Genomic DNA, 22,202 nt, shown 5'->3' on the forward strand with positions numbered 1-22,202 from the left:
TTTTTATTTGTCTAATTTCTCAAACAGTTTTTCTAAATCGTCCAGTTTTTGTCTGGTGCGTTCTAGGATTTGTTTTTGAACTTCAAATTCTTCTCTTGTTACCACATCAAGTTTGCTTAAACCCGATGCCATTAACGATTGTACGTTGTGTTTCACGTCTTCGGCGATTTGAGTTTTGTTGTCTAACAACTCATTTAACTTGCCGCTAATTTGGGCAAAGATTTCACCGGGTCCGTTTGTATTATTTGTCATTTAAACCGCCACTATGTTTACAAGTTTGTTAGGTACAACGATCACTTTTTTGATGTCTTTGCCTTCAACAAAACTTTTTACGTTTTCATCTGCAAATGCTAATTCTTGGATTTGGTCTTTTGATAACGACGCATCCACTTCAATTTTAGCGCGCAATTTACCGTTCACTTGTACGATGTATAACAGGCTGTCTTTGACTAATGCGCCTTTATCAACAGCAGGCCACCTCGCATCGACAACGGATTCTGTCTTGCCTAATAATTCCCACAATTCATAAGTGATGTGCGGCACAATTGGCGACAACATTAAGATTGCAGATTCTAGCGCTTCTTTTACGACTGCTAAATCTTGTCCGTCTTTTGCGTCAAACTTATTCACTGTGTTTAGCAATTCCATCACAGCAGCAATCGCTGTGTTGTATGCGTATTTTTCAGCGTATGAGTCGGTTACTTTCTCAATGGTTTCGTGTGTTTTACGACGCACGTCTTTTTGCGCTTTGTTTAATGATTTCACATCAAGTTCAGCCGCTTCACCTAATTCTAAAAACTCAGTGGTGATTCTCCATAAACGCTGTAAGAATTTATAGGATCCGTTTACACCGTCTTCACGCCATTCAAGCGCTTGCTCTGGAGGCGCTGCAAACATTGTGTATAAACGGGCGGTATCGGCACCGTATAAGTTGATCAATTCTTGTGGATCGACGCCGTTGTTTTTAGATTTAGACATTTTAACCATGCCGCCTAACTCTAAGGTTTCGCCTGTTTCTTTTAGGGTCGCGCTGATCACTTTGCCTTTTTCGTCTTTTTCGATGTTGACAGCATCTTCGCCAAAGTAGTCTTTTGATCCGCCTGGATTTTTACGTACAAACGTTTCAGCCAATACCATGCCTTGAGTTAATAAGCGCTTACATGGCTCATCGCCCTGTACTAACCCTTCGTCACGTAACAATTTATGGAAGAATCTGAAATACAATAAATGCATCGTTGCGTGCTCGATGCCACCTATGTATTGATCAACCGGAAGCCAGTAATTGGCCTCTTTTGGATCAACCATGCCTTGGTCATATTGTGGTGAACAGTAACGTGCGTAGTACCAGCTTGATTCCATAAACGTATCAAACGTATCTGTATCACGTGTAGCTGGTTGTCCGTCATAAGTGGTGTTTTCAAATTCAGCATTGCCTTTAATAGGCGAGTTAATACCGTCCATGATCACATCAGTTGGTAATTTAACTGGGAATTCTTTAGCGCAAACTTGCTCGCCGTTTTCCAAGTTAACCATTGGGATTGGCGCGCCCCAATAACGTTGACGAGAGACGCCCCAGTCACGTAATCGGTAATTAACTTGAACTTGGCCTTTGCCTAATTCTTTTAATTTCGCTGCAATCACTCCAAAAGCTTTATCAAAATCTAAACCGTCAAGTTCGCTTAAAGGCGCAGAATTAACACAAACGCCTTTTTCAGTGAATGCCTCGACGGTTAAATCAATTTCAACATCATCAGTCGCTGGTTTAATAGATTGTTTGATTTCGATGCCGTATTTATGAGCAAATTCAAAGTCACGTTGATCGTGAGCTGGAACCGCCATAACTGCGCCTGTGCCGTAATCCATTAAGACAAAGTTTGCGGCAAATACAGGAACCGTTTTACCGGTTAAAGGGTGAATAACCATCACGCCAGTGTTCACGCCTTTTTTCTCCATCGTTGCCATGTCGGCTTCTGATGTCGTTGTGGTTTTGCAATCTTCTATAAATGTCGCTAATGCTTCATTTGTTTTTGACGCTTCTAACGCAATTGGATGCTGGGCAGCAACGGCTACATAAGACACCCCCATAACGGTATCAGGACGAGTAGTATAAACATCGACCGAACCTTCGCCAGATTCAAGATCAAACGACATCTCAATGCCTTTTGAGCGACCAATCCAGTTGCGTTGCATAGTACGTACGCTTTCAGGCCAGCCGTCTAAGTTGTCTAATTCGTTGATTAATTCTTCAGCGTAATCGGTAATTCGAATGAACCATTGGTTGATTTGCTTACGCTCAACTTTGGTGTCACAACGCCAGCAACAGCCGTCATGTACTTGCTCGTTGGCTAATACGGTTTGGTCATGTGGGCACCAGTTAACGGCAGAATTCTTTTTATATGCCATGCCTTTTTCAACAAGACGCGTAAAGAACCACTGCTCCCAACGGTAATATTCAGGCTCACAGGTCGCCAATTCACGATCCCAATCTACGCCAAAACCTAATTGTTGTAATTGGTTGCGCATGTAGGCGATGTTTTCAACGGTCCAGCCCGCAGGGGCTACTTTGTTTTTAATAGCGGCATTTTCAGCAGGTAAACCAAACGCATCCCAACCCATTGGTTGCATCACGTTTTTACCGTTCATACGTTGGAAACGACTAATTACATCACCAATGGTGTAATTACGTACATGCCCCATATGCAGTCGTCCACTTGGGTAAGGGAACATTGATAAGCAATAGAATTTTTCTTTGTTGCTGTCGACAACGGCTTTAAAGACTTTGTTTTCAGCCCAATGTTGCTGAATTTTGCCTTCAATTTGCTTTGGGGAGTAGATATTTTCCATTAAAACAGGACCTTAATTATGCGTTTAAAATTTGGGCATCATAATACCTGATGCGCATCACATTTTATAGCAGAATATAGGGGGAGTTTGGTTGCTAATTGAGCAATGAAATTGATAAACTAGCGCGCTTATTTTACTGCAATTTGATTACCTGACGCCAACCTACTTATATGTAGGTACTTTCATACCTTTTATGAACGACTCGTTCTTTTTGTTAACTAAACTTTCACAAAAGCATTTAACGAATTATTTATATGTCCAAACACAATTATGAAAAACTGCGCCTCAACTACTTGCTATTAGCCCTATGATTCAAACTTTAAAAAATGCAATGAGAATTTTTTTGCACACAGGCAGCAGTTACACAAAAAATCCTGCCATTATTAAACAAATCGTTGTCATGAATGTATTCAGTACAATTGGCTGCTTGATTACATTCTGCATTGGGGTGAGTACATTTTTTCAAGATAACCACATTCATACATCTGTTTTATTTATCACCAGTTTTTTATTTTTGATTGCTTTCTTAATCCAAAAAGCTGAGTTATTCAGAAATCCCTACCCATATTCTTCCAACTTAATGCTTGTGACGCTATTTATTGTGATGGCGTATTTGATTCAAACCGGTGGCGTTGATAATACTGGCCCATTATGGGTTTACATAATCCCTCCCATCGCTTTGTTTTTTGGCGGCATTCAAAAAGGACTAATTAATCTTGGTCTTTTTGGATTAGTCATTGCCACTTTATTGTTTTATCCAGATGATTTTTTATTATCAACCCATTACAGCAATACTTTTAAATTACGATTCATTTACTCTTTGCTTACTGTTACAGCTCTGTTTACCGTGTATGAATTTATCCGCGAAAAATCTTATACAGAGCTTGAAGTATTAAGCCAGCAATTTGAATTTCAAGCGAAAAGAGACATGCTATCTGGACTGCATAATCGTAGAGGCATGATGGAAAGCCTTGAATATGAATACAAACGCAGTAAACGTACTCAAAGCAACATTACTTTAATCATGTGTGATCTTGATAAATTTAAAAGCATTAATGATCAATTTGGTCACGAAAAAGGCGACGAAGTCATTAAAACCGTCAGTCGATTATTTCAATTAAATTTACGAGAATTGGATACTATCGCGCGCTGGGGAGGGGAAGAGTTTTTAATCCTACTACCAATGACAGACAAAGAAAAAGGAATCATCATCGCCGAAAAATTAAGGGACATCATTCAACGCCATGTATTCACATACAATGACAAAACTTTCAACACAACCGTGAGTATGGGGTTGTATCAAATAAATACTACAGATAGTATCAACGACGCAATATCAGCTGCTGACAATAATTTATATAAAGCCAAAGCATTAGGTCGTAATCAATGCATCAGTTAATGAGTCACTTCTTCTATTAACAAAAGTGTCTATTAACAAAAGTGTCCATTAACAAAAGTGTCCATTAACAAAAGTGCTTGTTAACAGCATAATTTTTTCAAATCCCCCCCTTGAATGAAACTTATTTAACCCTATAGAGTCATACCAACAATTTTATTTTATTCACTCTTTAAAACTTACTTAAATGGAGCCTGAATTTTATGTCATCTTTCGAGCAAATCAATAAAATCAAACAACAACTTTCATCGCAAATTATTGGACAAGAAAGTTTAATCACACGAATCATGATCACTTTATTAGCGGATGGACACTTATTAGTAGAAGGTGCACCAGGTCTTGCTAAAACAAAAGCCATTTCAACGTTAGCACGTTATATTCAATGCCAATTTCAACGTGTCCAATTTACGCCTGATTTATTGCCTTCTGATATTACAGGTACGGATATTTTCAGACAAGAAACCGGCGAGTTTACCTTTAAAGCAGGCCCTGTATTTTCACAAATAGTTTTGGCCGATGAAATCAACCGAGCCCCTGCAAAAGTTCAATCAGCATTATTAGAAGCCATGAGTGAGCGCCAAGTTACGGTGGGCAATAAATCCTATGATTTACCTGAATTATTTATGGTGATGGCCACTCAAAACCCACTAGAACAAGAAGGGACTTACCCTTTACCTGAAGCGCAACTTGATCGATTTTTAATGCATGTATGGGTCGATTATCCAAATGCACAAGCAGAACGAGATATTTTAAAATTAATTCGTTTAGAGCAACATCACACCCCTATTTCAGAAATTTCAATTTCACCTGATTCTATTTTGGATGCACGTAAAGAAGTACTAGACGTGCATATGGCTGCTGCTGTTGAAGAGTATATTGTGCAATTAATCATGGCTACAAGACAGCCAGAAAACTACTCCGAAGAACTTGCAAATGCCCTTGCTTGTGGAGTTTCACCAAGGGCGACCATTGCACTTGATCGTTGTGCACGTGCCCATGCTTGGCTTGAAGGCAGAGATTTTGTGACTCCTAATGATGTTCAAGCAGTGGCACCGGATATATTACGTCATCGTTTGTGGCTGTCTTTTGATGCACAAGCTAAAGGCCTGCAAGCAAAAGACGTGGTGAACATGCTTTTAGATTTAGTTCCTGTTTCCTAATAAAGGATGACTGTCATGAACGATCAAATTCAACATCATTATTTAGTGGATGTCGATAATTTATTTTCATTAAAAGAAAAAGCGTATCATTGGTTGAGAATTCCTCACCCAAAAAAACTACATATGCAAAGCGGTCAATACATTAGTAAGCATAAAGGCGCTGGATTAGATTTTAATGAATCACGCCCATACAATGAAGGTGATGATATAAGACATATTGATTGGCGCATTACAGCAAGAAGTGGAAAAGCCTACACTAAGGTATACCATGAAGAGCGTGAACGCCCAATTAGTATTTTATGCGACCAATCATCGAGCATGTTTTTTGGCAGCCAAAAACAATTCAAATCTGTTTTAGCTGCACGCTTAAGTATGATGATTACTTGGCTAAGTTTACAAAATGGCGATAAGGTTTCATTTAATGGCTGGGGGGCTCAACACAGTTTCACCCTCCCCTTACAGCGAAAAACCCTTGCTGGAAGTTTAATTGCCAAACAACTTTCTGCAATCTCTCCAACTAAACTTTGCGAAAATACGAATGCTTTTTCTTTCAATGACGCATTAAAATCATTTAGCCGAAGCCATGGTCATCATTTATTTATTGTCAGCGACTTTTATCATTTAGATTCACAATGTATTCAAACGTTAAACCACTTAGCTCGCCATCATCAACTTGTGTTTGTCCATGTATTTGACAATATTGAAATCCAACCACCTAAAAAAGGCACACTTCCTTTTTCATACAAAGGAAAAACTCATTGGTTTCAAAGCACTAAAAGCTCCCAACAATTAAACTGGCAACAAACTTTTGAACATAGGCAATTGCGCATTAAACAATTTTGCGCACAGCATAAAGTGAGTTATTTACCCGCTAATTGTCTAGATAATGAATTAGATATTTTACAGTCCATCCAACATTGGTGGACACTTTAATGCACTTAATATTAAAAATCTTAACCTTAAAACACTTAACCTTAAAACACTTAACCTTAAAAAATTTAATCTTAATGCACAGAAACTTAAAGCGTAGAACTTCACACAATGAATGAATCAAACCAAACAATAGAATCACTATTAGCACAATTACCCGAAGAACGACTACCCAATGAATGGCTATTTTCGATTCAAATGGGATACATCCTTTTGGCTGTCTGTTTAGTTATTTTATGCATTGCAGGAATATTTATTTTTCGTAAACTTAAAAAGCATAAAATTAAGCAATTCATTTTTAAAAACTGGATCGTTATATTTGAAAACGATCAATTAAGCGATCATAAAAAAATCGAACAAGCCAATACCGTTATTAAACTGCATTTAAAGCGCAATAAACATTCAATTAATATTCAAACACTCAACACAGATCAATGGTTTGATTTTTTGCGTAAAAATTTTCCTGACATTCAAAAAAGTACGATTGAATTATTAGCTCACAGTCATTACCAATTAAAATGTGAAATTCCAAACCCAGAGGAATTTAATTTAAATATTCAAGCGATATTAATGGAGTGTTTAAAATGATTAACTCTTTATTATCAATCGAATTTGCATGGTGGTGGGTAATCGTTTTATTTCCTCTTATGCCAATTTGGTATTTGTACGTGGCATTAAATTCCAACAGTGAACTTTCCAATCAAAGCATTCATCTGCCTTTTGCAGCTGAACTAGAACAACTTAACCATAATGCTGGGGCAAATATTAATTGGTTGGATTTTATATTCAAACTGCTCGCATGGTCATTTTTATTAATTGCATTAATGCGCCCTCAACTGCCAATTGATGCATTTAATACCCCCACAACCGGTAGAGATATGTTTTTAGTCATTGATGTTTCTCAATCCATGAAGGAGAGAGATATGATGCTAAACAACCGTCGTGTACGCCGAATGGATGCGGTCAAATTAATTGCTAGCGATTTTTTAAGACAGCGCACAGGTGATCGAGTTGGATTGGTTTTTTTTGGTAAACATATCGCCACTCAAGCGCCATTAACCTATGACACTCAAACAGTTGCTGATTTCATTGAAAATGTTCAATACGGTGATTTAGATGATCAAAGCTCAGGTACCGTAATTGGTGACGCCCTAGCAACCACCATAAATAAATTATTAGATGCCGAGATTAAAAATAAAGTCATTATTTTATTAACGGATGGCGAAGATTATGGCAGTACACGTCCACCTTTAGAAATGGCAGAAATCGCTCAAAAAAGTAATATAAAAATTTATACCATCGGTGTGAGTGCTTATAATCGTGGTGTTGATGAAATCACTTTAGAAAAAATAGCCTCCATGACAAACGGTCAATACTTTCGAGCTAGAAACAGTTACGAATTACAACAAATCTATCAAGCAATTGATCAATTAGAACCAAACGAAAATTTAAACTTACAAGTACAACCTAAAAAAGAATACTTTTTTGTTGCCTTATCCATTTGTTTATTATTTATTTTATTACCTTTTATATTTAATTTAACTCAACGTTTACAGAATTTAAATCAGGAGAAAAAATGACTTTGTTAGATATTATTGCCAGTTTTTCTTTTTTAAGACCATTATGGTTATTGGCTATCCCATTAATTGGTTTGGTTTGGTTTTCACAACAAACCTTAAGAAACAATCATGTTTGGCAACCACTTATTGCAAATGAATTTTTATTGGCACTGTCAGGCCAACAACATACACAAAAACCCAATCGCAAATGGTGGTTTATTTTTGGATTATTAATCGCAATTATTGCCATTGCTGGTCCTTCAGTTAAAACCAATCAACAAGATGCTTATGAATCAAATGAATCCTTAATCATTATTGCAGATGCAAGTTTGTCGATGCTTGCAACGGACTTACCCCCTTCTCGAAAACAATGGGTTCAATTAAAAATTCAAGACATCATCAAGCAACAAGCTAACTCAATGTCTGCTCTAATAATGTATTCTGCTGATGCGCATATTATTTCACCATTAACAAAAGACAGTGAAAATATTTTGCACTTAACTCAAGTTATTGAACCTGAAATACTTCCATTAAAAGGTTCAAATCCAGAATCTGCATTTACACTTGCAGCCGATATGTTTGAAAAAAATTCAGTCTTAAAAGGTAAGATTATTTGGTTAACAGATGGCATTGAATTCAGTGACATAAAAAAAATTAAAAATAAATTAAAAGACCATCAACTTTTAACGTTGGTGGTTGGTACTGAAATGGGCGCACCTATAAAATTAGAAAACGGAGAATACTTAAAAGCAGGAAATGAAATTATCATTCCAAAAGTAAATACTTCTGTATTTGATCAACTAAGCAAAGAACTTAATCAACCATGGCAATGGCTAAGCCGCAATGACTTAGACATTCAGTGGATAAACCAACAAAAAAGTGAAAAAATTACACTGGAGAATGAATACATTCAAAGAATTGATTTGGGGTTATATTTGGCTGTTGTTTCGGCATTATTTTTGATTGCTTTTATGAAACCCAATACATCAGGATTTGCGGCAATATTCTTGATTGTAAGCTTACTTCCAAAAAATGCTGACGCAAACGATCTTTGGAAATCCTATGACAAACAAGCCAAAGAAGCACTTGAAAACAAACAATACGACAAAGCAGCTCAACTGTTTGAAAATCCTAGACTTAAAGCCTATTCACATTTAAAAAATAATGAATTTGATCAAGCAATTGATATTTTAGAAAATAGTGACTTAGAGTTAAATGCCGATGATTATTATAATCTAGGCCAAGCCCATGCTAAAAAACAACAGTTTGAACAAGCGTTAGAAAATTTTCAAACGTCAAAATCATTAAAAGATGATGAAGATGTCAATCAAGCGATTGATACCACCAACCAATTAATTAATTTACAACAACAGCAACAAACTGAGACTTCGACTGACACACAGACCTCAACTGATACCCAATCAAGTACATCTACATCTACACAAAGTAGCACATCGACAGAAACTTCAACTTCAACACAAACCAGTAGCGAAACCAGCACTGATACTCAAACATCGACCTCGACAGACTCATCCACCAATACAACAACTCAAACATCAACCCAAACATCAACCGATGAATCAACCGATACAAACACACAAACCGATGATAATTTGGATAGTGATGAGAAAAGAGATTTAGAAATAGATGAAGATCTACTTCTATTTTATAAAAATCAATTTGAAAGACAATTCAGACAAAACAACGGTCAACAATTTATACAAGAAGGTCCAAAATGGTAATGAAAAGATTTACTCTCATTGTTTTATTATTTATTTTCAGTATGTACAGTCAAGCGACTGTCACTACAACGGTGTCTCAATCAATTTTAGAAGTGAATGATATCATTCAATTTCGAATTAAAATTGACGCAAAAGTTAGCAATTTAAATTTAAAACCTTTAGAAAAAGATTTTAAAATTTACAATAAATATGGGCCCAATATTTCTTCAAGTTACATCAATGGAGTTGGCTCCACCACTACTGAATATGTATTAAATATTTCACCTAATCGTTCAGGTAAAATTATTATTCCTGCCTTTACCTACAACGGTGAATCATCTGCGCCAATTACTCTAGATGTTCGATCGGCCCATCAATCAAATTATCAAGATGAATTATTTTTCTTAACCGCTAAAATTAGTGACACTAGTGTTTATATTGATCAACCGCTATTACTTGAATTAAAATTTTACAATGCAATTGATGTGCAATCAGCAAACTTAGATTTACCAAGCAACATGCCATTTAATTTAGAGCAGATTGGTGATTTACCAACCTCCACTGAAGAAATTAATTCAATATCCTATCAAGTGTCCACATTGTATTATCAAATCACACCACAAAATGCAGGACAGTTTGATTTAGGCCAATTTAAAATAAATGGACAATATGCAATTAATCGAAAAAATAAAATATTCAACACAGAGTCCTTGCCAATTATTGTGAATGTCAAACCGATTCCTGCGCAATACCCAAAAAACAAACCTTGGTTACCTGCAACTAATATACAGTTAAAAGACAATTTAGCGCCAAGCTTTAATATGACAAATGATGCAAATTTGACCCGAGTGATTGATATTCAAATGTCTGGGTTAACCAACAACTATTTACCTAAATTAAGCATCCCGGCCATTTCTGGATTAAAAATTTATTCTGAAGATGAAATTCGCTCAGACAAAATCATCAACAATCAAAACACTGGCCTAATTCAAGCTAAATGGGCAATTTTACCGACACAAAACGGTAAAGTGACCTTACCTGAATATTCAATTACATGGTGGGATGTTAACTCTGACCAACTTCGAGTTAGCAAAATTAACCAAAGAGAAATAAACATTTCTGGTGTGGTTGATCAAAACATTTCAAACCCTCAATCCCCTGTCATCCAAACTGAGATTATTACAAAAATTCCAAACTGGATTTGGCTAACGCATTTAGCTTTAATAATTGGATGGGGAATAAGTTTTATCGTGATGAAATTAAAAATAAATGCACTTAAAAACACCACAACTCATGATTTTACAAATCAAACAAGCCAAACTTCGACTTTAAGTTCAATGAGTGTCTTAGATGCGTGTAAAAAACAATCTATGCATAAATTAAAACAGGCATTGGTTGATTTTGAAAAACAATGCGAACTAAAAAACTTTGATTATTCAATCTATTCTCAAACCCTTGCTGAGTCTTTATCATTACTGGACTCCCTTTTATACAATCAACAAGACAATCAACAAAAAAATATACAAGATTTTGATTTTGTAAAATTTGCAAAAGACTTTAAACAAATCAAAGCTCAGACTAAGAACTCTAAACAGCCCAATGAAACATTGTTTAGTCTTTATCCTAGTGATTAGGTTTGGAAAAGTAACAGGCGAAAAAAAACCAGACTAAGATCTGGTTTTTTTAAATTTTGGTGGAGCCTAGCGGGATCGAACCGCTGACCTCAACACTGCCAGTGTTGCGCTCTCCCAGCTGAGCTAAGGCCCCAAAAAGGAGCGCAATAATAAAGCGCCCCTTTGAGCTTGTCAACCCCTAGCCTTATCCAATATGAAATGAGTCTAAGCTGAATACACCCCGCATATACAATATAGATTAGCGTTACACCAACAAAGCTAATATTACCCTGTTGCCGTAAACAACAATTCACAAAATCAACCGAATATTCAGCGGTTTTTGGGCATGAATCGTCGTTATTCATTGTATGTTTCGATTGATTAGATCGACTTTTGTATAGCCAAAAAGGAAGAGTCAAAAGGAGAGCCAAAAGGGACATCCACTTTTAACCTCCACTTTTAACCTCCACTTTTAACCATTAAGCACAAATCAAAACCATTAGATTTCCAACGATAAATCAGTTAGCGATGACGTAATAAGTTATCACTCACATTCACAAACAGACACAAAAAAGCCCGATTAAACGGACTTCATATTCCATTAGGAGCGACCAATTGTGTCGCACTAGGAATTCAACACAACAACTTTCATTTATTTCCAATTTCATAAAGCCTATATTGACCTTTTTTAAAATACCCTTATTCAGCCCTCCCTAAATCAATTATTTTCCTTATTAATTAACTCTTATAAAAATGCAAAAAATAAGTCGATGACATATGAATGATCATTCAACAAATAAAATAATAGAGTGAATACACACTCTATTATTTTATTCGATTTGGTCTGATTAATAACTTGTAAAAGTTTGGGTATTCATATCTGAATATGTGTCTGTTGAAATAGTTGACCAATCATTAGTATCCGTTGATGTTTCAATATTAGTTCCAGTTTGTATATCCGTTTGTGTTCGAATCTGAGTATTTGTTTCAGTACTAGTATGTATATTTGATTGTGTGCCTGTGCCTGTGCCTATCCCTGTGCCCGTGCCAGTGCCAGTCCTCGTCCTTGTCTCTGTGCCTACCCCTGTCCCTACCCCTGTGCCTACCCCGGTATTAGTCTCAATGACAATTGGGTAATCCATACCGACTTCAGTATTGGTTTCTATTTCTACATTATCAATTATAATATACTGACTCCCTAAAAAATCACCTTTAGTCAACAGTGTCCAATTATAAAAAAATGTCACTTTTTCTGAATCGAGCTCACCCGTTATTAAATAATTGAGTTCACCTGAAAATACGAAGGATTCAATATTTGAGCAATTTAATATATCAACTCCATTAACCGTTGAGTTATCAACGAACACCGATAACAACTCATCACAATTATTAAATTCAATCGTATCTAAATCCATTCCGTTTAAATATATATCAGTTAATTTCGTAGACTTATCTATTTTAATATCATCTAAATATTCAGTTGAATAGCTATAAAATTCTAAACTTTTTATATTTGAAAATAGATTAATAAATTCAGGATAAAATAAACCATAACAATATAAATTCTCTATTTCATCGGCATATACTCCATCTACATTATAAGTGTTTATAGTGCAGTACGTTTTATTCAAATAGTCATCCTCATCTTTATCTAATGGATAACCTTGATTCAATATTTCACTGCTGATCCACGCTCTACATTGATAATCTATTTGATTTTCGATCGATTCATCTTTAATTTCACAACGAGTAAATTCATTAAATTCAATAGAAGTAAAGTTAACTAAATAATCTAAATTTCCAACTGTGAATTCCACTACTTCGTTTGGAGATAAAATTTTAGTCATCCCTAAAACCTCAACCACAACATCATAATCTAGATTACTTTGAGACACTTTTATCTTTTTTACAGATATTGTAGGATCAAATGGATATGCATCTAAATAATCGGGGATTTGGTCATTATCAGAATCTTGCGGAATACTTAACGGATCAGTTGGATCTGAGCCTAATTGCAATTCAATGGCATCAGAATAGAAATCATTATCCTGATCTAATTCATTAATTATTTTTCCATTTTTCGTTTCTTCATTTGCATCGATAGTTTCATCTTGACTGGCCGCTGGGTTGTATCGATCATTTAAAGCGTCCACATCTTCATAAAACTCGTCGGTGCAAGAAAATAAAACCATTAACGTTAGCGGTGCAAGCATTTTTGTTATGTTAATTTCTGATATTTTTTTCATCATTTATTACTCAATAATTTAAAGACATGATTAATTTAAAAATAAATTCATAACTGACTGAAGTTTCCATAAATTGAACATCCAATTAAATTCTGCCTTTAAGAACTTCCATCTTCAGGCATTGCTTAACTTGGTATATTGTGAAATTTTTTTATTTATTCATCAAATAAATAGTCATCAATTTTAAAGGAATCTCATATTTAGAAATATTTTTCAGATATTTATAAATTTATAAAGCATTCCTATATACAAACGACTCAACTTGATTATTGGATGCAATAAAAATGGATATTTTTTCCTTGATACCCATTTTTATTTTAAATCGACTTTTTATCAGCCCCAATCCCCTAATTGAACACAAACGCCTTCATATATACGCTCACTTAATATTGAATCATCTCTAGTTATAATTAAAGACTCACTTTGCTTAATTAATGTCCATTGTTCTTTAGTTAATATATTTTGCTCAATTAATGTTTTCACTGCCCCTAACTGAACCAATTCCTCACTGCCAAATGATTTACTCCATAATACGCCACTGATTTCTATATTTGTTTTTCTCTGATTCATTAACAATTTAATAAACGTATTATCCGCGTCATTATCTTTATAAACATTAACAATAAACTGAATTTCTTGATCATTAACTCCATGCATTGCTGCTGTATATCCAAGTACTGGTGTAGTTACATCTTGATTAGGAATCAGAATAATTAAGGTAAGAACAAGGGAAAATGTCACCGCAGCAGTGCGCCAAAAAGAGTTGATAATTGTGGATAAACTACCCTTTGATTTATACTGATTAGTTAGCACATTATTTTTTATTTTCTTCCAAACAAATTCAGGTGGCGATATAGCCTTTGCATGATTCATACCTTCAAACCTAAGTTGCCACATATTAATTTGTTGCTGTAATTCTGGAGATTGTTTAGCCAACACCTCTACACGAGATCTAACCAATGCAGTTAACCCCCCTAGCACATAATGACTCGCTAAATGCTCAATTACATTTTCTTGTTTGTATCGATTCAAGATAGACATATTTTTAAAGCCTCCAATCCACGACGAATCCAACTTTTAACTGTACCAAGTGGGGCATCTAAATGGGTGGCCAGTTCACTTTGGGTGTATCCAAATTGATAAATTTTAGTTATGGCTATTTTTTGTTGTGAATTTAAAGTTGAAATGCACTCATCTAACTTTGGCTCGTATGAAAAGTTATTATGAGTATCCTTTACTTCTGGAACATTTTCTTGAAATTCAAGTTTTTGTCTGGCTTTAGCTCTAATAGAGTCGATGGCTAAATTTCTAGTTACCTGACATAACCATGCCCATGGATATTCAATTTCAGAAGTAAGGCCAGGAGCCATACGCCATATTTTTTCAAATACTTGTTGTAGCACCTCATTACTATCGTCATTATTTTTAAGCATTTTAAATAATAACCCGTACAAATTGGCGCTGCATAAACTATATAATTGCTCGAATGCCTCTTGATCCTTCAACGCACATCGACCTAACAAATACCCCATTATTTGCTTTTCCTTCTTTGACATCATACTTTTCACCTAATAATTAACACAAATACTACAGACGATTCAATCATGTGATTGGATGCATTTTTTAAATTAAAATGTACCGATTCCAATCATTTTCAAATTTTACAAAAAATAAATATTAACATAATTAAGAATCGTAATCGTGCCTTCAATTAATACAAGACAGAAGGGACATAAATATAATATTGGGGTCGTGTAATACTGGGGTCGGATCCAAAATTGGCTATAAAAATGATTTTTTGAAGTTAAGCCGTCACCCACATTTGATTGACAGCCTGAAGGCGATCCTATGAATCGAGATTAAAATAGACATCGACATTTGATATCGTGATCAAAAGGGAGGTTCACTTTTAGAGGTGTTTTGCGTTGGATTGGTCAAAATGGATTATTAGGACCCGATTCTCCGAACGAAAAAAACGAAAAGACGAAGAATAAAAACAATCAAGAATTGATATTTTTAGCGGTACGAATTATTAAAAGTAGTAGGCGTATAAAGCTCGCACTTGGTCGGTACAATGTAAATTTTATTATATTCGAAAAATTGTACCGTAAATTATTAATGAATTAACACAAAAATATTGAAACAAACAGTTGGAATTGAAGTGTTGCTAATCAAAATAATTGGGCATGTAGATCTTTTTTTGCAGGGCTAACCAACAAACACACTGACTATATTAGGTGTACCAGGGTTTTTAGGTAAAAATGCTTATAGTACTCAATACGTATTTGGATTGGCAGAAGAAGATTTATCAGATTTCAAATATATGGATATCGAATTATTTTATAAAGATTATGACACCTTTGGCCATTTAGCTAGCGTACAACATCACATCGATATTAACTGCGCATTCACTGGAGAGCGCACGTACACTGATAAACTAAGCGATTATTCTGGAAAAGTGTTATTGCTCGGTGGAGGCGGCTCAATGACACCTATGTTGATTGATACTGGAATGTTATTCACACATGCAACCGTCAAAGTTATCAATAATCCGAGTGATGGTGGAGAGGCTGACAATTATTTAATTGATGTAAGAGATCATAGAAAAGTATTAGACCGACCATTGTTAAAGTGGCTTAAACGCTTGAATTAACGCTGGATATTTTCAAAGGTCACTGGAAACAGTGGTCTTTCTCGACTTTCTATATTTAGAATAATTGAAGATTAAAATCACTCATATAATGATCAGAATTTATTAAAACTTTAAAAAAGCATTTAAAACGTGGGTTGGCGTTTACGCAAACAAAACTAATATTACTGTGTTGCCGTAAACGACAACCCACAAAATTTTATTCACCCAACCGAAAACTCAACGGTTTTTCTAGCATGAATCGTCGTTGTATCTAATAACAGAACATCCGTGTCGGTTTGATCCACTAACATACCAATTTCAGTACACTCCAAAATAATTTAAAGTAATAATATTAAGTATTAGATAGGATTTATCTAGTTTAAGTGCAACCAAAAAAAACACCAACCCCCCAAACAAACGTAATGAATGAAAATTTATATCTTTTGATTCAAAAACATATTTATATACAAATAACAAAATATAAAACGCACAGTAAAACAATGAAGAGATAACAGCTAGAAAAGCAAGAATAAAATAAGTATACAACTCTCCATCACCCAAACTAAAATAATAAGTCGTATCTTTTCCACGATAATTCGCTAATGTGCTTGCAAAACTCACATCCGCATTGGAAACCCAACCGACAATCCTTGCAAATAAAGGATTACCTTGAGCTGACAGAAGCATTGTAAAAAATGCAATAAGCAGTAAAAAATGAGCATCATACTTATATAAAACTTTCATTATTTTTTCATTCATTTTAAATCCTATTGTGTAATTTCATTTATTTAGACATAGATAAAATAGTAAGCGGCTACTTTGACATACATAATAAAGATCGACTTACTTCCCATGCTTTTTATCAGCCAACAATTATCGTATTTTACTCTTAACACTCACTTTTCACCCACAAAAAAGCCCGCATAAATGCAGGCTTTTTTTAGTAAACCAAAAAACTGGTTTATTTTGCAGCGCGGTTGAAACGTTTGTTGAACTTGTCGATACGACCGCCAACATCTGCTGTTTTTTGCTTACCAGTGTAGAAAGGGTGACAAGATGAACATACGTCCAATGTCATGTCGCCGCCTTTAGTAGAGAAAGTTTTTACAACGTTGCCACAAGAGCATGATGCATTCATTTCAACATAATTTGGGTGAATATCTTTTTTCATGGTTTAATACCTTACCGTTTATACGTTTTACGTGCCGCCAAAGATGCTGGTTAAGAACATCAATACCGCACAGGGATTTCGCCGTTTTTACTCTTATTAAAGAGCATCAACAAAAAGCGAAGTTTGAAGGGCGCACATCATACCAGAGATTAAAAAAGACACAACAAAAGATGACATTGTTTGTAGAAGTTGCCTTACCCGTTCGAGTGAACACGCCATTCACCTATCAGCTTAGCACCGATGAGCCTTTAGATGCAGGCACTCGCGTTTTAGTTCCCTTTAATGCAAAGCAGTTGGTAGGCATTGTGTTGTGTTGCAAAAATGAGATTGATTTTGACCCTAAAAAGGTCAAACCGGTCACCAAAGTACTCGATACGACTCCCGCTTTAAGCGCCGACATGCTTGAATTGGCTCGCTGGGTTTCGCAATATTACCACTACCGTTTGGGCGAATGTCTGTCTTTAATGCTCCCAAAAGGCCTGCGCGGCGACAATCCCGCACAAAAATCGACGGTATCGGTGACGCAGTTAACTGATAAAGGAAAATTAGTTCACCCTAATCAGTTAGCCAAAAAACCCAAACAACAAGCTTGGTTAAGCCAGCTTAATTCGCAAGCGGCGATTAGTAGTAAACAAGCCACCTCGTTAGAGTTGTCGCCCTCGTCACGCAATACATTAATCAAACAGGGCTTGGTGGTTAAAACCGACTTACCCATCCCAATTTTGCATAATCAGGCTACTGATCCCAACGCCCTTGAATTGAATACTGAACAACAAACGGTTTTAGACAACATTGCGTTAGATGCTGGGTTTCAGTGCCATTTAATATTTGGTGTCACAGGTTCTGGTAAAACCGAAGTGTTTTTGCAATTGATGCAACAGGTGCTGGACCAAAACAAACAGGTGTTAATTTTAGTACCTGAAATCAGTCTAATCGACCAAACCATTAAGCGCTTAAAAGCCCGTTTTGATACTACCTTTGCGTTATTACACTCTGGGTTAAACGACACGCAACGTAATGACGCTTGGTTAGATGCTAGATCAGGTGACGCGCGTATTGTTTTGGGTACTCGCTCTAGTGTGTTTTGCACCCTACCTGATTTAGGTTTGATCATTGTCGATGAAGAACACGACGGCGCTTACAAACAAAACGACACGTTGCGATATCATGGTCGAGACGTGGCGATTGTGCGCGCACAAAAACAAAATATTCCCGTGGTATTGGCAAGCGCAACGCCGTCGTTAGAGTCATTGCACAACGCGCTAAATAATCGATTTGTATTACATCGATTAACCCAACGTGCCGCCAATGCGCAAATGCCGTTTATTGAAATGGTGAATTTAAAACAACACGAGCCCGTTGATGGCATCAGTCAGCCGCTTCACTCAAGAATTCAACAGCATTTAGAACACAACAAACAAGTATTATTGTTTTTAAATCGCCGTGGTTTTGCCCCTACTGTGATGTGTACAGAATGTGGCTGGCAAGCGGTGTGTCATCAATGCGACGCGCGTTTAACGCTACATAAAAACCAGCTCATTTGTCATCACTGCAATCAGTCTCAACCCATATTACGCCAATGTAAGTCTTGCTCGTCACACAGCCTAACGGCTATTGGTAACGGTACGGTTCGCAGCGAAATGTATTTAGAAACGCACTTTCCTAATACCCATATTATTCGTTTAGACAAAGACAGCACCCAAACCAAAGACGCGCTTAAGACTCAGCTAGAGATCATTTCAAACGGTGAGCCCTGCATTATTATTGGCACACAAATGCTGGCAAAAGGGCATCATTTTGATCAAGTGACCTTAGTGGGCGTGTTAGATTGTGACTCAGGATTATTCAGTGCCGACTTTAAAGGCGAAGAACGCACCTTACAGTTATTGACCCAAGTGGCTGGCAGAAGTGGTCGCGCTAAAGATTTAGGCGAAGTGTTGATACAGACCTATCATCCTACTCACCCTTTATTTCAGGCGATTGAAAACAACCAATATGAGTTTTACGCTCAACAGCTTTTAGATGCACGCCACGACATGTTATTGCCGCCGTTTAATTTCAGCGCATTAATTCAGGCAGATCACCAATATGCTTACACCGCAGAAAGCGCACTCATTGCATTAAAGCAAATACCGTTACCACCACAGGTAGACTGCATTGGGCCGATGCCTGCGTTTATGGCAAAGCTGGCCAATCGCTATCGGTTTCATTTGGTACTTAAAAGTCAGCATCGCTCGCAGTTGCACATGGCCATCACCATTTTACAAAACGCATTGCAAAAACAAAGCAAAGTGCGTTGGTTTATTGATGTGGACCCTAACGAGTTGTAATTATGAAAACCCTATTAAAGACTATATACCAAGCATTTATCTTATCGGTATCACATGAAAATCAATCCTTAAAACATTTTTGCAAATCCATTCGTGCACACAAAACACAGCTGGGTTTATTTATTCAATATAACAATGCTGAAGTGCTTAATGTTTGGATTCATCATCTTTCTACAATAGACAATGTATCCATAAATAAAGAATCGGATTTTTCAGCAACACTGATATTTAACATAGAGCCGTCTAATTCAAGCATATTCAGTTTGATTCAAAGTTGGCAAAACGCATTTGAACACGACGCGTTTGTTTATCGTCAAAACGACACATTAAGCACGCGATTAACAGATGCAAACACTTGGATTCACTCATGGATGTCTGAGTATTTATTAAGTGTCACACCTCACACTGATACTGATTTTCCAAATCACTCATTACAAACCGATCAAATCATCCATGCGATGGGCTTACAACAAAACATCAAACAACCGCTTTCAAGCTGGTTACAACAAGATGATTTATGGTGGCAAAACATACCACCTAGTGCGTTAGCGTTGTCATTGTTGTCACACAATTATTTAGATAAACGCGACAAACCTAATCCAAGCACGCCTTTAAAAATAAAATACGAGTTACTCACCAGCACAACGATATTAAACCCAAAGGTGAAACTTGAGCAGTTATCCAAACAATTATTACAAGACAAGCAAAACCAAATAAGGGTTGAAAAGTCTGATATTCACAAACTTTTTCTCAATTTTGAAATAGAATGCCTAAATGCATGCACCTTTTTCAAACCATATAAGTTACTATACGCGCTTTTTGAATTTGAGCGATCCTTTCGCTCCATCTAACATCGATGCAACTGTAACTATAGATGCAACTGTAACCATAAGAGGCAACATTAAAAGTGGCAAAAGATTACGCCCCAAGACGCAACACCGAAGCAAAACCCTCTCGTGTTCCACGATGGGTATGGATATTTTCAACCACAGTGATCATCACATTCGTTTCAGCTTTAGTCTATTTAAGCAATGTAAAAGTGGAGCCCATAGACCACGACAGCGTCAATTTAAAATCACAAAAAAATGACCAGATTCTCAATGATGTAAAAAACAGCATCAAAGACGCAATTAAAGAAAGTGACGTTGAAGCAATCACAAAAAAAATAGAAGAAATCAAAGAAATTAAAGAAGAAACCGAACAAGTAAAAGATGCATTTGATTTTTACAAAACTCTAAAAGATCAAGAAGTGGTGGTGCCTGAAGCTAAGCCCTTGGACATAAAAGCCATTAATGCCGCAAAAAAACAATATGTATTACAAGCTGCATCTTTTAAAAATATTGATGATGCCAATAAATTACGAGCTGAATTTATTTTAGGTGGATTACCTGAAACCACAATTGAAAGCTCTAATGGCTGGCATCGTGTTCAAGTTGGCCCCTATGCCAGTGAAATTAAAATATCTCGAGCAAAAGCGGTTATTACCAATCAATTTAATTTAACGCCACTTAAAAAATGCGCAATAAATTGCAAGTAACATTTAAAATTGGCTGTCGTGCTTCCACCCTTTTTTTCCTACGATAGCCACACTATCTTTCAGTATCCTTTTACACTCCAAATATTTTTAAGACTTATTCTGCCCATTAAATTTGTAATAAAATTAAGCTATGATTCACAAGTGTTTAATTAACCCATAAAAAAGGCTTCAAAATGGATTCAATCAAAGTTCAATTTCAAAACCAACTCGACAAACTTATGGAGTTGTCCACTATTTATGGTGGTAAAGTTGTATTAGCTATTATTGTTTTAGTGGTAGGTTTATGGATCATCGGCCGTTTAAGTGATGTTGTACGAAAGTCCACCTCAAAAGGATTACCTGATGAAACATTAGCGAATTTTTTATCGAATATTTTTGAGATTGTTTTAAAAGTATTATTAGTAATCAGTGTCGCTTCTATGGTTGGCATTCAAACTACGTCTTTTGTAGCGGTATTAGGTGCAGCGGGTTTAGCAGTAGGCTTAGCATTACAAGGCAGTTTGTCTAACTTTTCTGGCGGCGTGATGATTTTGATTTTTCGTCCTTTTAAAGTCGGTGACTACATCGAAGCACAGGGCGCAGAAGGTGAAGTTACAGATATCGGAATTTTTGTCACCACTTTAAGAACCTTTGATAAGCGCATATTAATTATTCCAAATGGCCCAATTGCTAATGGCAACATCACAAACTTTACAGCAAGCCCAGTACGCGCCGTAGAAATCAGCATTGGTATTGCGTATTCTGATGACATTGCAAAAGGCAAAACGGCAATGGAAAACGTGTTAAAAAACGATCCGCGCATAATACAAGACGAAGGTAATGTCGTTGCTGTTGTGGATTTAGGCAGCAGTTCAGTTGATTTTATGGTTCGTGGATTTGTTAAAACTGAAGACTATTGGTCGTTCTATTTTGATGCGCGCCCATTATTAAAAGCAGCAATTGAAGATGCGGGTCTAACTATTCCATTCCCACAACGCGACATACATATGATTGCGCAAGACAGTTAATATTAAAAGCTAGATATAAACATGCCCACTTAGTTGTGGGCATTTTTTTGTATTGA

General features: G+C 36.2%; 19 protein-coding genes and 1 tRNA gene. 12 read left to right on the plus strand and 8 right to left on the minus strand.

What is annotated here, in order from left to right:
- Positions 1 to 3: 3 nt before the first annotated feature.
- Both TYM08_RS13120 and leuS read right to left on the minus strand, forming a co-directional pair.
- Positions 4 to 252, minus strand: coding sequence for an accessory factor UbiK family protein (locus TYM08_RS13120; protein ID WP_422379599.1), 249 nt, complete (start codon positions 250 to 252; stop codon positions 4 to 6).
- Complete coding sequence (leuS, locus tag TYM08_RS13125) at positions 253 to 2,844, minus strand: leucine--tRNA ligase (protein WP_422379600.1); 2,592 nt, start codon at positions 2,842 to 2,844, stop codon at positions 253 to 255.
- 331 nt (positions 2,845 to 3,175) lie between these two features.
- Between leuS and TYM08_RS13130 the strand changes: the two genes are divergently transcribed.
- The 7 genes from TYM08_RS13130 (at position 3,176) to TYM08_RS13160 (ending at position 11,244) form a co-directional block, all read left to right on the plus strand.
- On the plus strand, positions 3,176 to 4,243 hold the full coding sequence (locus TYM08_RS13130; RefSeq protein ID WP_422379601.1) for a GGDEF domain-containing protein: 1,068 nt from the start codon (positions 3,176 to 3,178) through the stop codon (positions 4,241 to 4,243).
- A 200-nt stretch (positions 4,244 to 4,443) separates the two neighbouring features.
- Positions 4,444 to 5,400, plus strand: coding sequence for an AAA family ATPase (locus TYM08_RS13135; RefSeq protein ID WP_422379602.1), 957 nt, complete (start codon positions 4,444 to 4,446; stop codon positions 5,398 to 5,400).
- Positions 5,401 to 5,415: 15 nt separating this feature from the next.
- Positions 5,416 to 6,333 carry a DUF58 domain-containing protein gene (locus tag TYM08_RS13140; RefSeq protein WP_422379603.1) on the plus strand — a complete coding sequence of 306 codons (918 nt, stop codon included), beginning with the start codon at positions 5,416 to 5,418 and terminating at the stop codon, positions 6,331 to 6,333.
- A 108-nt stretch (positions 6,334 to 6,441) separates the two neighbouring features.
- Positions 6,442 to 6,918: a DUF4381 family protein gene (locus tag TYM08_RS13145; protein ID WP_422379604.1), complete on the plus strand. Its 477-nt coding sequence runs from the start codon at positions 6,442 to 6,444 to the stop codon at positions 6,916 to 6,918.
- Entirely contained in the window at positions 6,915 to 7,910 is a 996-nt protein-coding gene (locus TYM08_RS13150) for a VWA domain-containing protein (protein WP_422379605.1), read from the plus strand. Before TYM08_RS13145 ends, TYM08_RS13150 begins: the two co-directional genes overlap by 4 nt.
- Positions 7,907 to 9,631, plus strand: a complete 1,725-nt coding sequence (locus TYM08_RS13155) for a VWA domain-containing protein (RefSeq protein ID WP_422379606.1) — start codon at positions 7,907 to 7,909, stop codon at positions 9,629 to 9,631. Before TYM08_RS13150 ends, TYM08_RS13155 begins: the two co-directional genes overlap by 4 nt.
- Positions 9,631 to 11,244: a BatD family protein gene (locus TYM08_RS13160; RefSeq protein WP_422379607.1), complete on the plus strand. Its 1,614-nt coding sequence runs from the start codon at positions 9,631 to 9,633 to the stop codon at positions 11,242 to 11,244. The genes TYM08_RS13155 and TYM08_RS13160 overlap by 1 nt, the downstream gene beginning before the upstream one ends.
- A 57-nt stretch (positions 11,245 to 11,301) precedes the next feature.
- Here TYM08_RS13160 and TYM08_RS13165 read toward each other — a convergent pair.
- From TYM08_RS13165 to TYM08_RS13180, 4 genes are all read right to left on the minus strand, one after another.
- A tRNA-Ala gene (locus tag TYM08_RS13165) sits at positions 11,302 to 11,377 on the minus strand.
- Positions 11,378 to 12,071: 694 nt separating this feature from the next.
- Positions 12,072 to 13,472 (minus strand): hypothetical protein, encoded by a 1,401-nt coding sequence (locus tag TYM08_RS13170; protein WP_422379608.1) that lies wholly within the window; start codon positions 13,470 to 13,472, stop codon positions 12,072 to 12,074.
- Positions 13,473 to 13,802: 330 nt separating this feature from the next.
- Positions 13,803 to 14,510 (minus strand): hypothetical protein, encoded by a 708-nt coding sequence (locus TYM08_RS13175; RefSeq protein WP_422379609.1) that lies wholly within the window; start codon positions 14,508 to 14,510, stop codon positions 13,803 to 13,805.
- Positions 14,498 to 15,028 (minus strand): RNA polymerase sigma factor, encoded by a 531-nt coding sequence (locus TYM08_RS13180; RefSeq protein WP_422379610.1) that lies wholly within the window; start codon positions 15,026 to 15,028, stop codon positions 14,498 to 14,500. The genes TYM08_RS13175 and TYM08_RS13180 overlap by 13 nt, the downstream gene beginning before the upstream one ends.
- Positions 15,029 to 15,759: 731 nt before the next feature.
- Here TYM08_RS13180 and TYM08_RS13185 point away from each other — a divergent pair.
- The gene (locus tag TYM08_RS13185; protein WP_422379611.1) at positions 15,760 to 16,122 is read left to right on the plus strand and encodes a hypothetical protein; all 363 of its coding nucleotides are present in this window, start codon (positions 15,760 to 15,762) and stop codon (positions 16,120 to 16,122) included.
- Positions 16,123 to 16,419: 297 nt separating this feature from the next.
- Here TYM08_RS13185 and TYM08_RS13190 read toward each other — a convergent pair whose 3' ends face one another.
- Both TYM08_RS13190 and rpmE read right to left on the minus strand, forming a co-directional pair.
- Positions 16,420 to 16,860: a hypothetical protein gene (locus tag TYM08_RS13190; protein ID WP_422379612.1), complete on the minus strand. Its 441-nt coding sequence runs from the start codon at positions 16,858 to 16,860 to the stop codon at positions 16,420 to 16,422.
- 202 nt (positions 16,861 to 17,062) lie between these two features.
- The gene (gene rpmE, locus TYM08_RS13195) at positions 17,063 to 17,272 is read right to left on the minus strand and encodes a 50S ribosomal protein L31 (RefSeq protein WP_422379613.1); all 210 of its coding nucleotides are present in this window, start codon (positions 17,270 to 17,272) and stop codon (positions 17,063 to 17,065) included.
- A gap of 170 nt (positions 17,273 to 17,442) precedes the next feature.
- On the opposite strand from rpmE, the gene TYM08_RS13200 reads away from it, so the two are divergent.
- From TYM08_RS13200 to TYM08_RS13215, 4 genes are all read left to right on the plus strand, one after another.
- Complete coding sequence (locus TYM08_RS13200) at positions 17,443 to 19,602, plus strand: primosomal protein N' (protein WP_422379614.1); 2,160 nt, start codon at positions 17,443 to 17,445, stop codon at positions 19,600 to 19,602.
- A 2-nt stretch (positions 19,603 to 19,604) separates the two neighbouring features.
- Positions 19,605 to 20,453 (plus strand): hypothetical protein, encoded by an 849-nt coding sequence (locus TYM08_RS13205; protein WP_422379615.1) that lies wholly within the window; start codon positions 19,605 to 19,607, stop codon positions 20,451 to 20,453.
- A 56-nt stretch (positions 20,454 to 20,509) separates the two neighbouring features.
- Positions 20,510 to 21,139, plus strand: a complete 630-nt coding sequence (locus TYM08_RS13210; RefSeq protein WP_422379616.1) for an SPOR domain-containing protein — start codon at positions 20,510 to 20,512, stop codon at positions 21,137 to 21,139.
- Between the two features lie 173 nt (positions 21,140 to 21,312).
- The gene (locus tag TYM08_RS13215) at positions 21,313 to 22,146 is read left to right on the plus strand and encodes a mechanosensitive ion channel family protein (RefSeq protein ID WP_422379617.1); all 834 of its coding nucleotides are present in this window, start codon (positions 21,313 to 21,315) and stop codon (positions 22,144 to 22,146) included.
- Positions 22,147 to 22,202 lie beyond the last annotated feature (56 nt).

It is taken from the genome of Marinicellulosiphila megalodicopiae (assembly GCF_045862395.1).
In the GTDB taxonomy this organism is placed as follows: Bacteria; Pseudomonadota; Gammaproteobacteria; order Pseudomonadales; family Natronospirillaceae; genus Marinicellulosiphila; species Marinicellulosiphila megalodicopiae.

What these genes read in the sequence shown, in the direction of transcription:
- TYM08_RS13120 (WP_422379599.1), bottom strand. Translation starts at nt 252, where the DNA reads ATGACAAATAATACAAACGGACCCGGTGAAATCTTTGCCCAAATTAGC.
- leuS (WP_422379600.1), bottom strand. Translation starts at nt 2,844, where the DNA reads ATGGAAAATATCTACTCCCCAAAGCAAATTGAAGGCAAAATTCAGCAA.
- TYM08_RS13130 (WP_422379601.1), top strand. Translation starts at nt 3,176, where the DNA reads ATGAGAATTTTTTTGCACACAGGCAGCAGTTACACAAAAAATCCTGCC.
- TYM08_RS13135 (WP_422379602.1), top strand. Translation starts at nt 4,444, where the DNA reads ATGTCATCTTTCGAGCAAATCAATAAAATCAAACAACAACTTTCATCG.
- TYM08_RS13140 (WP_422379603.1), top strand. Translation starts at nt 5,416, where the DNA reads ATGAACGATCAAATTCAACATCATTATTTAGTGGATGTCGATAATTTA.
- TYM08_RS13145 (WP_422379604.1), top strand. Translation starts at nt 6,442, where the DNA reads ATGAATGAATCAAACCAAACAATAGAATCACTATTAGCACAATTACCC.
- TYM08_RS13150 (WP_422379605.1), top strand. Translation starts at nt 6,915, where the DNA reads ATGATTAACTCTTTATTATCAATCGAATTTGCATGGTGGTGGGTAATC.
- TYM08_RS13155 (WP_422379606.1), top strand. Translation starts at nt 7,907, where the DNA reads ATGACTTTGTTAGATATTATTGCCAGTTTTTCTTTTTTAAGACCATTA.
- TYM08_RS13160 (WP_422379607.1), top strand. Translation starts at nt 9,631, where the DNA reads ATGAAAAGATTTACTCTCATTGTTTTATTATTTATTTTCAGTATGTAC.
- TYM08_RS13170 (WP_422379608.1), bottom strand. Translation starts at nt 13,472, where the DNA reads ATGATGAAAAAAATATCAGAAATTAACATAACAAAAATGCTTGCACCG.
- TYM08_RS13175 (WP_422379609.1), bottom strand. Translation starts at nt 14,510, where the DNA reads ATGTCTATCTTGAATCGATACAAACAAGAAAATGTAATTGAGCATTTA.
- TYM08_RS13180 (WP_422379610.1), bottom strand. Translation starts at nt 15,028, where the DNA reads ATGATGTCAAAGAAGGAAAAGCAAATAATGGGGTATTTGTTAGGTCGA.
- TYM08_RS13190 (WP_422379612.1), bottom strand. Translation starts at nt 16,860, where the DNA reads ATGAATGAAAAAATAATGAAAGTTTTATATAAGTATGATGCTCATTTT.
- rpmE (WP_422379613.1), bottom strand. Translation starts at nt 17,272, where the DNA reads ATGAAAAAAGATATTCACCCAAATTATGTTGAAATGAATGCATCATGC.
- TYM08_RS13200 (WP_422379614.1), top strand. Translation starts at nt 17,443, where the DNA reads ATGACATTGTTTGTAGAAGTTGCCTTACCCGTTCGAGTGAACACGCCA.
- TYM08_RS13205 (WP_422379615.1), top strand. Translation starts at nt 19,605, where the DNA reads ATGAAAACCCTATTAAAGACTATATACCAAGCATTTATCTTATCGGTA.
- TYM08_RS13215 (WP_422379617.1), top strand. Translation starts at nt 21,313, where the DNA reads ATGGATTCAATCAAAGTTCAATTTCAAAACCAACTCGACAAACTTATG.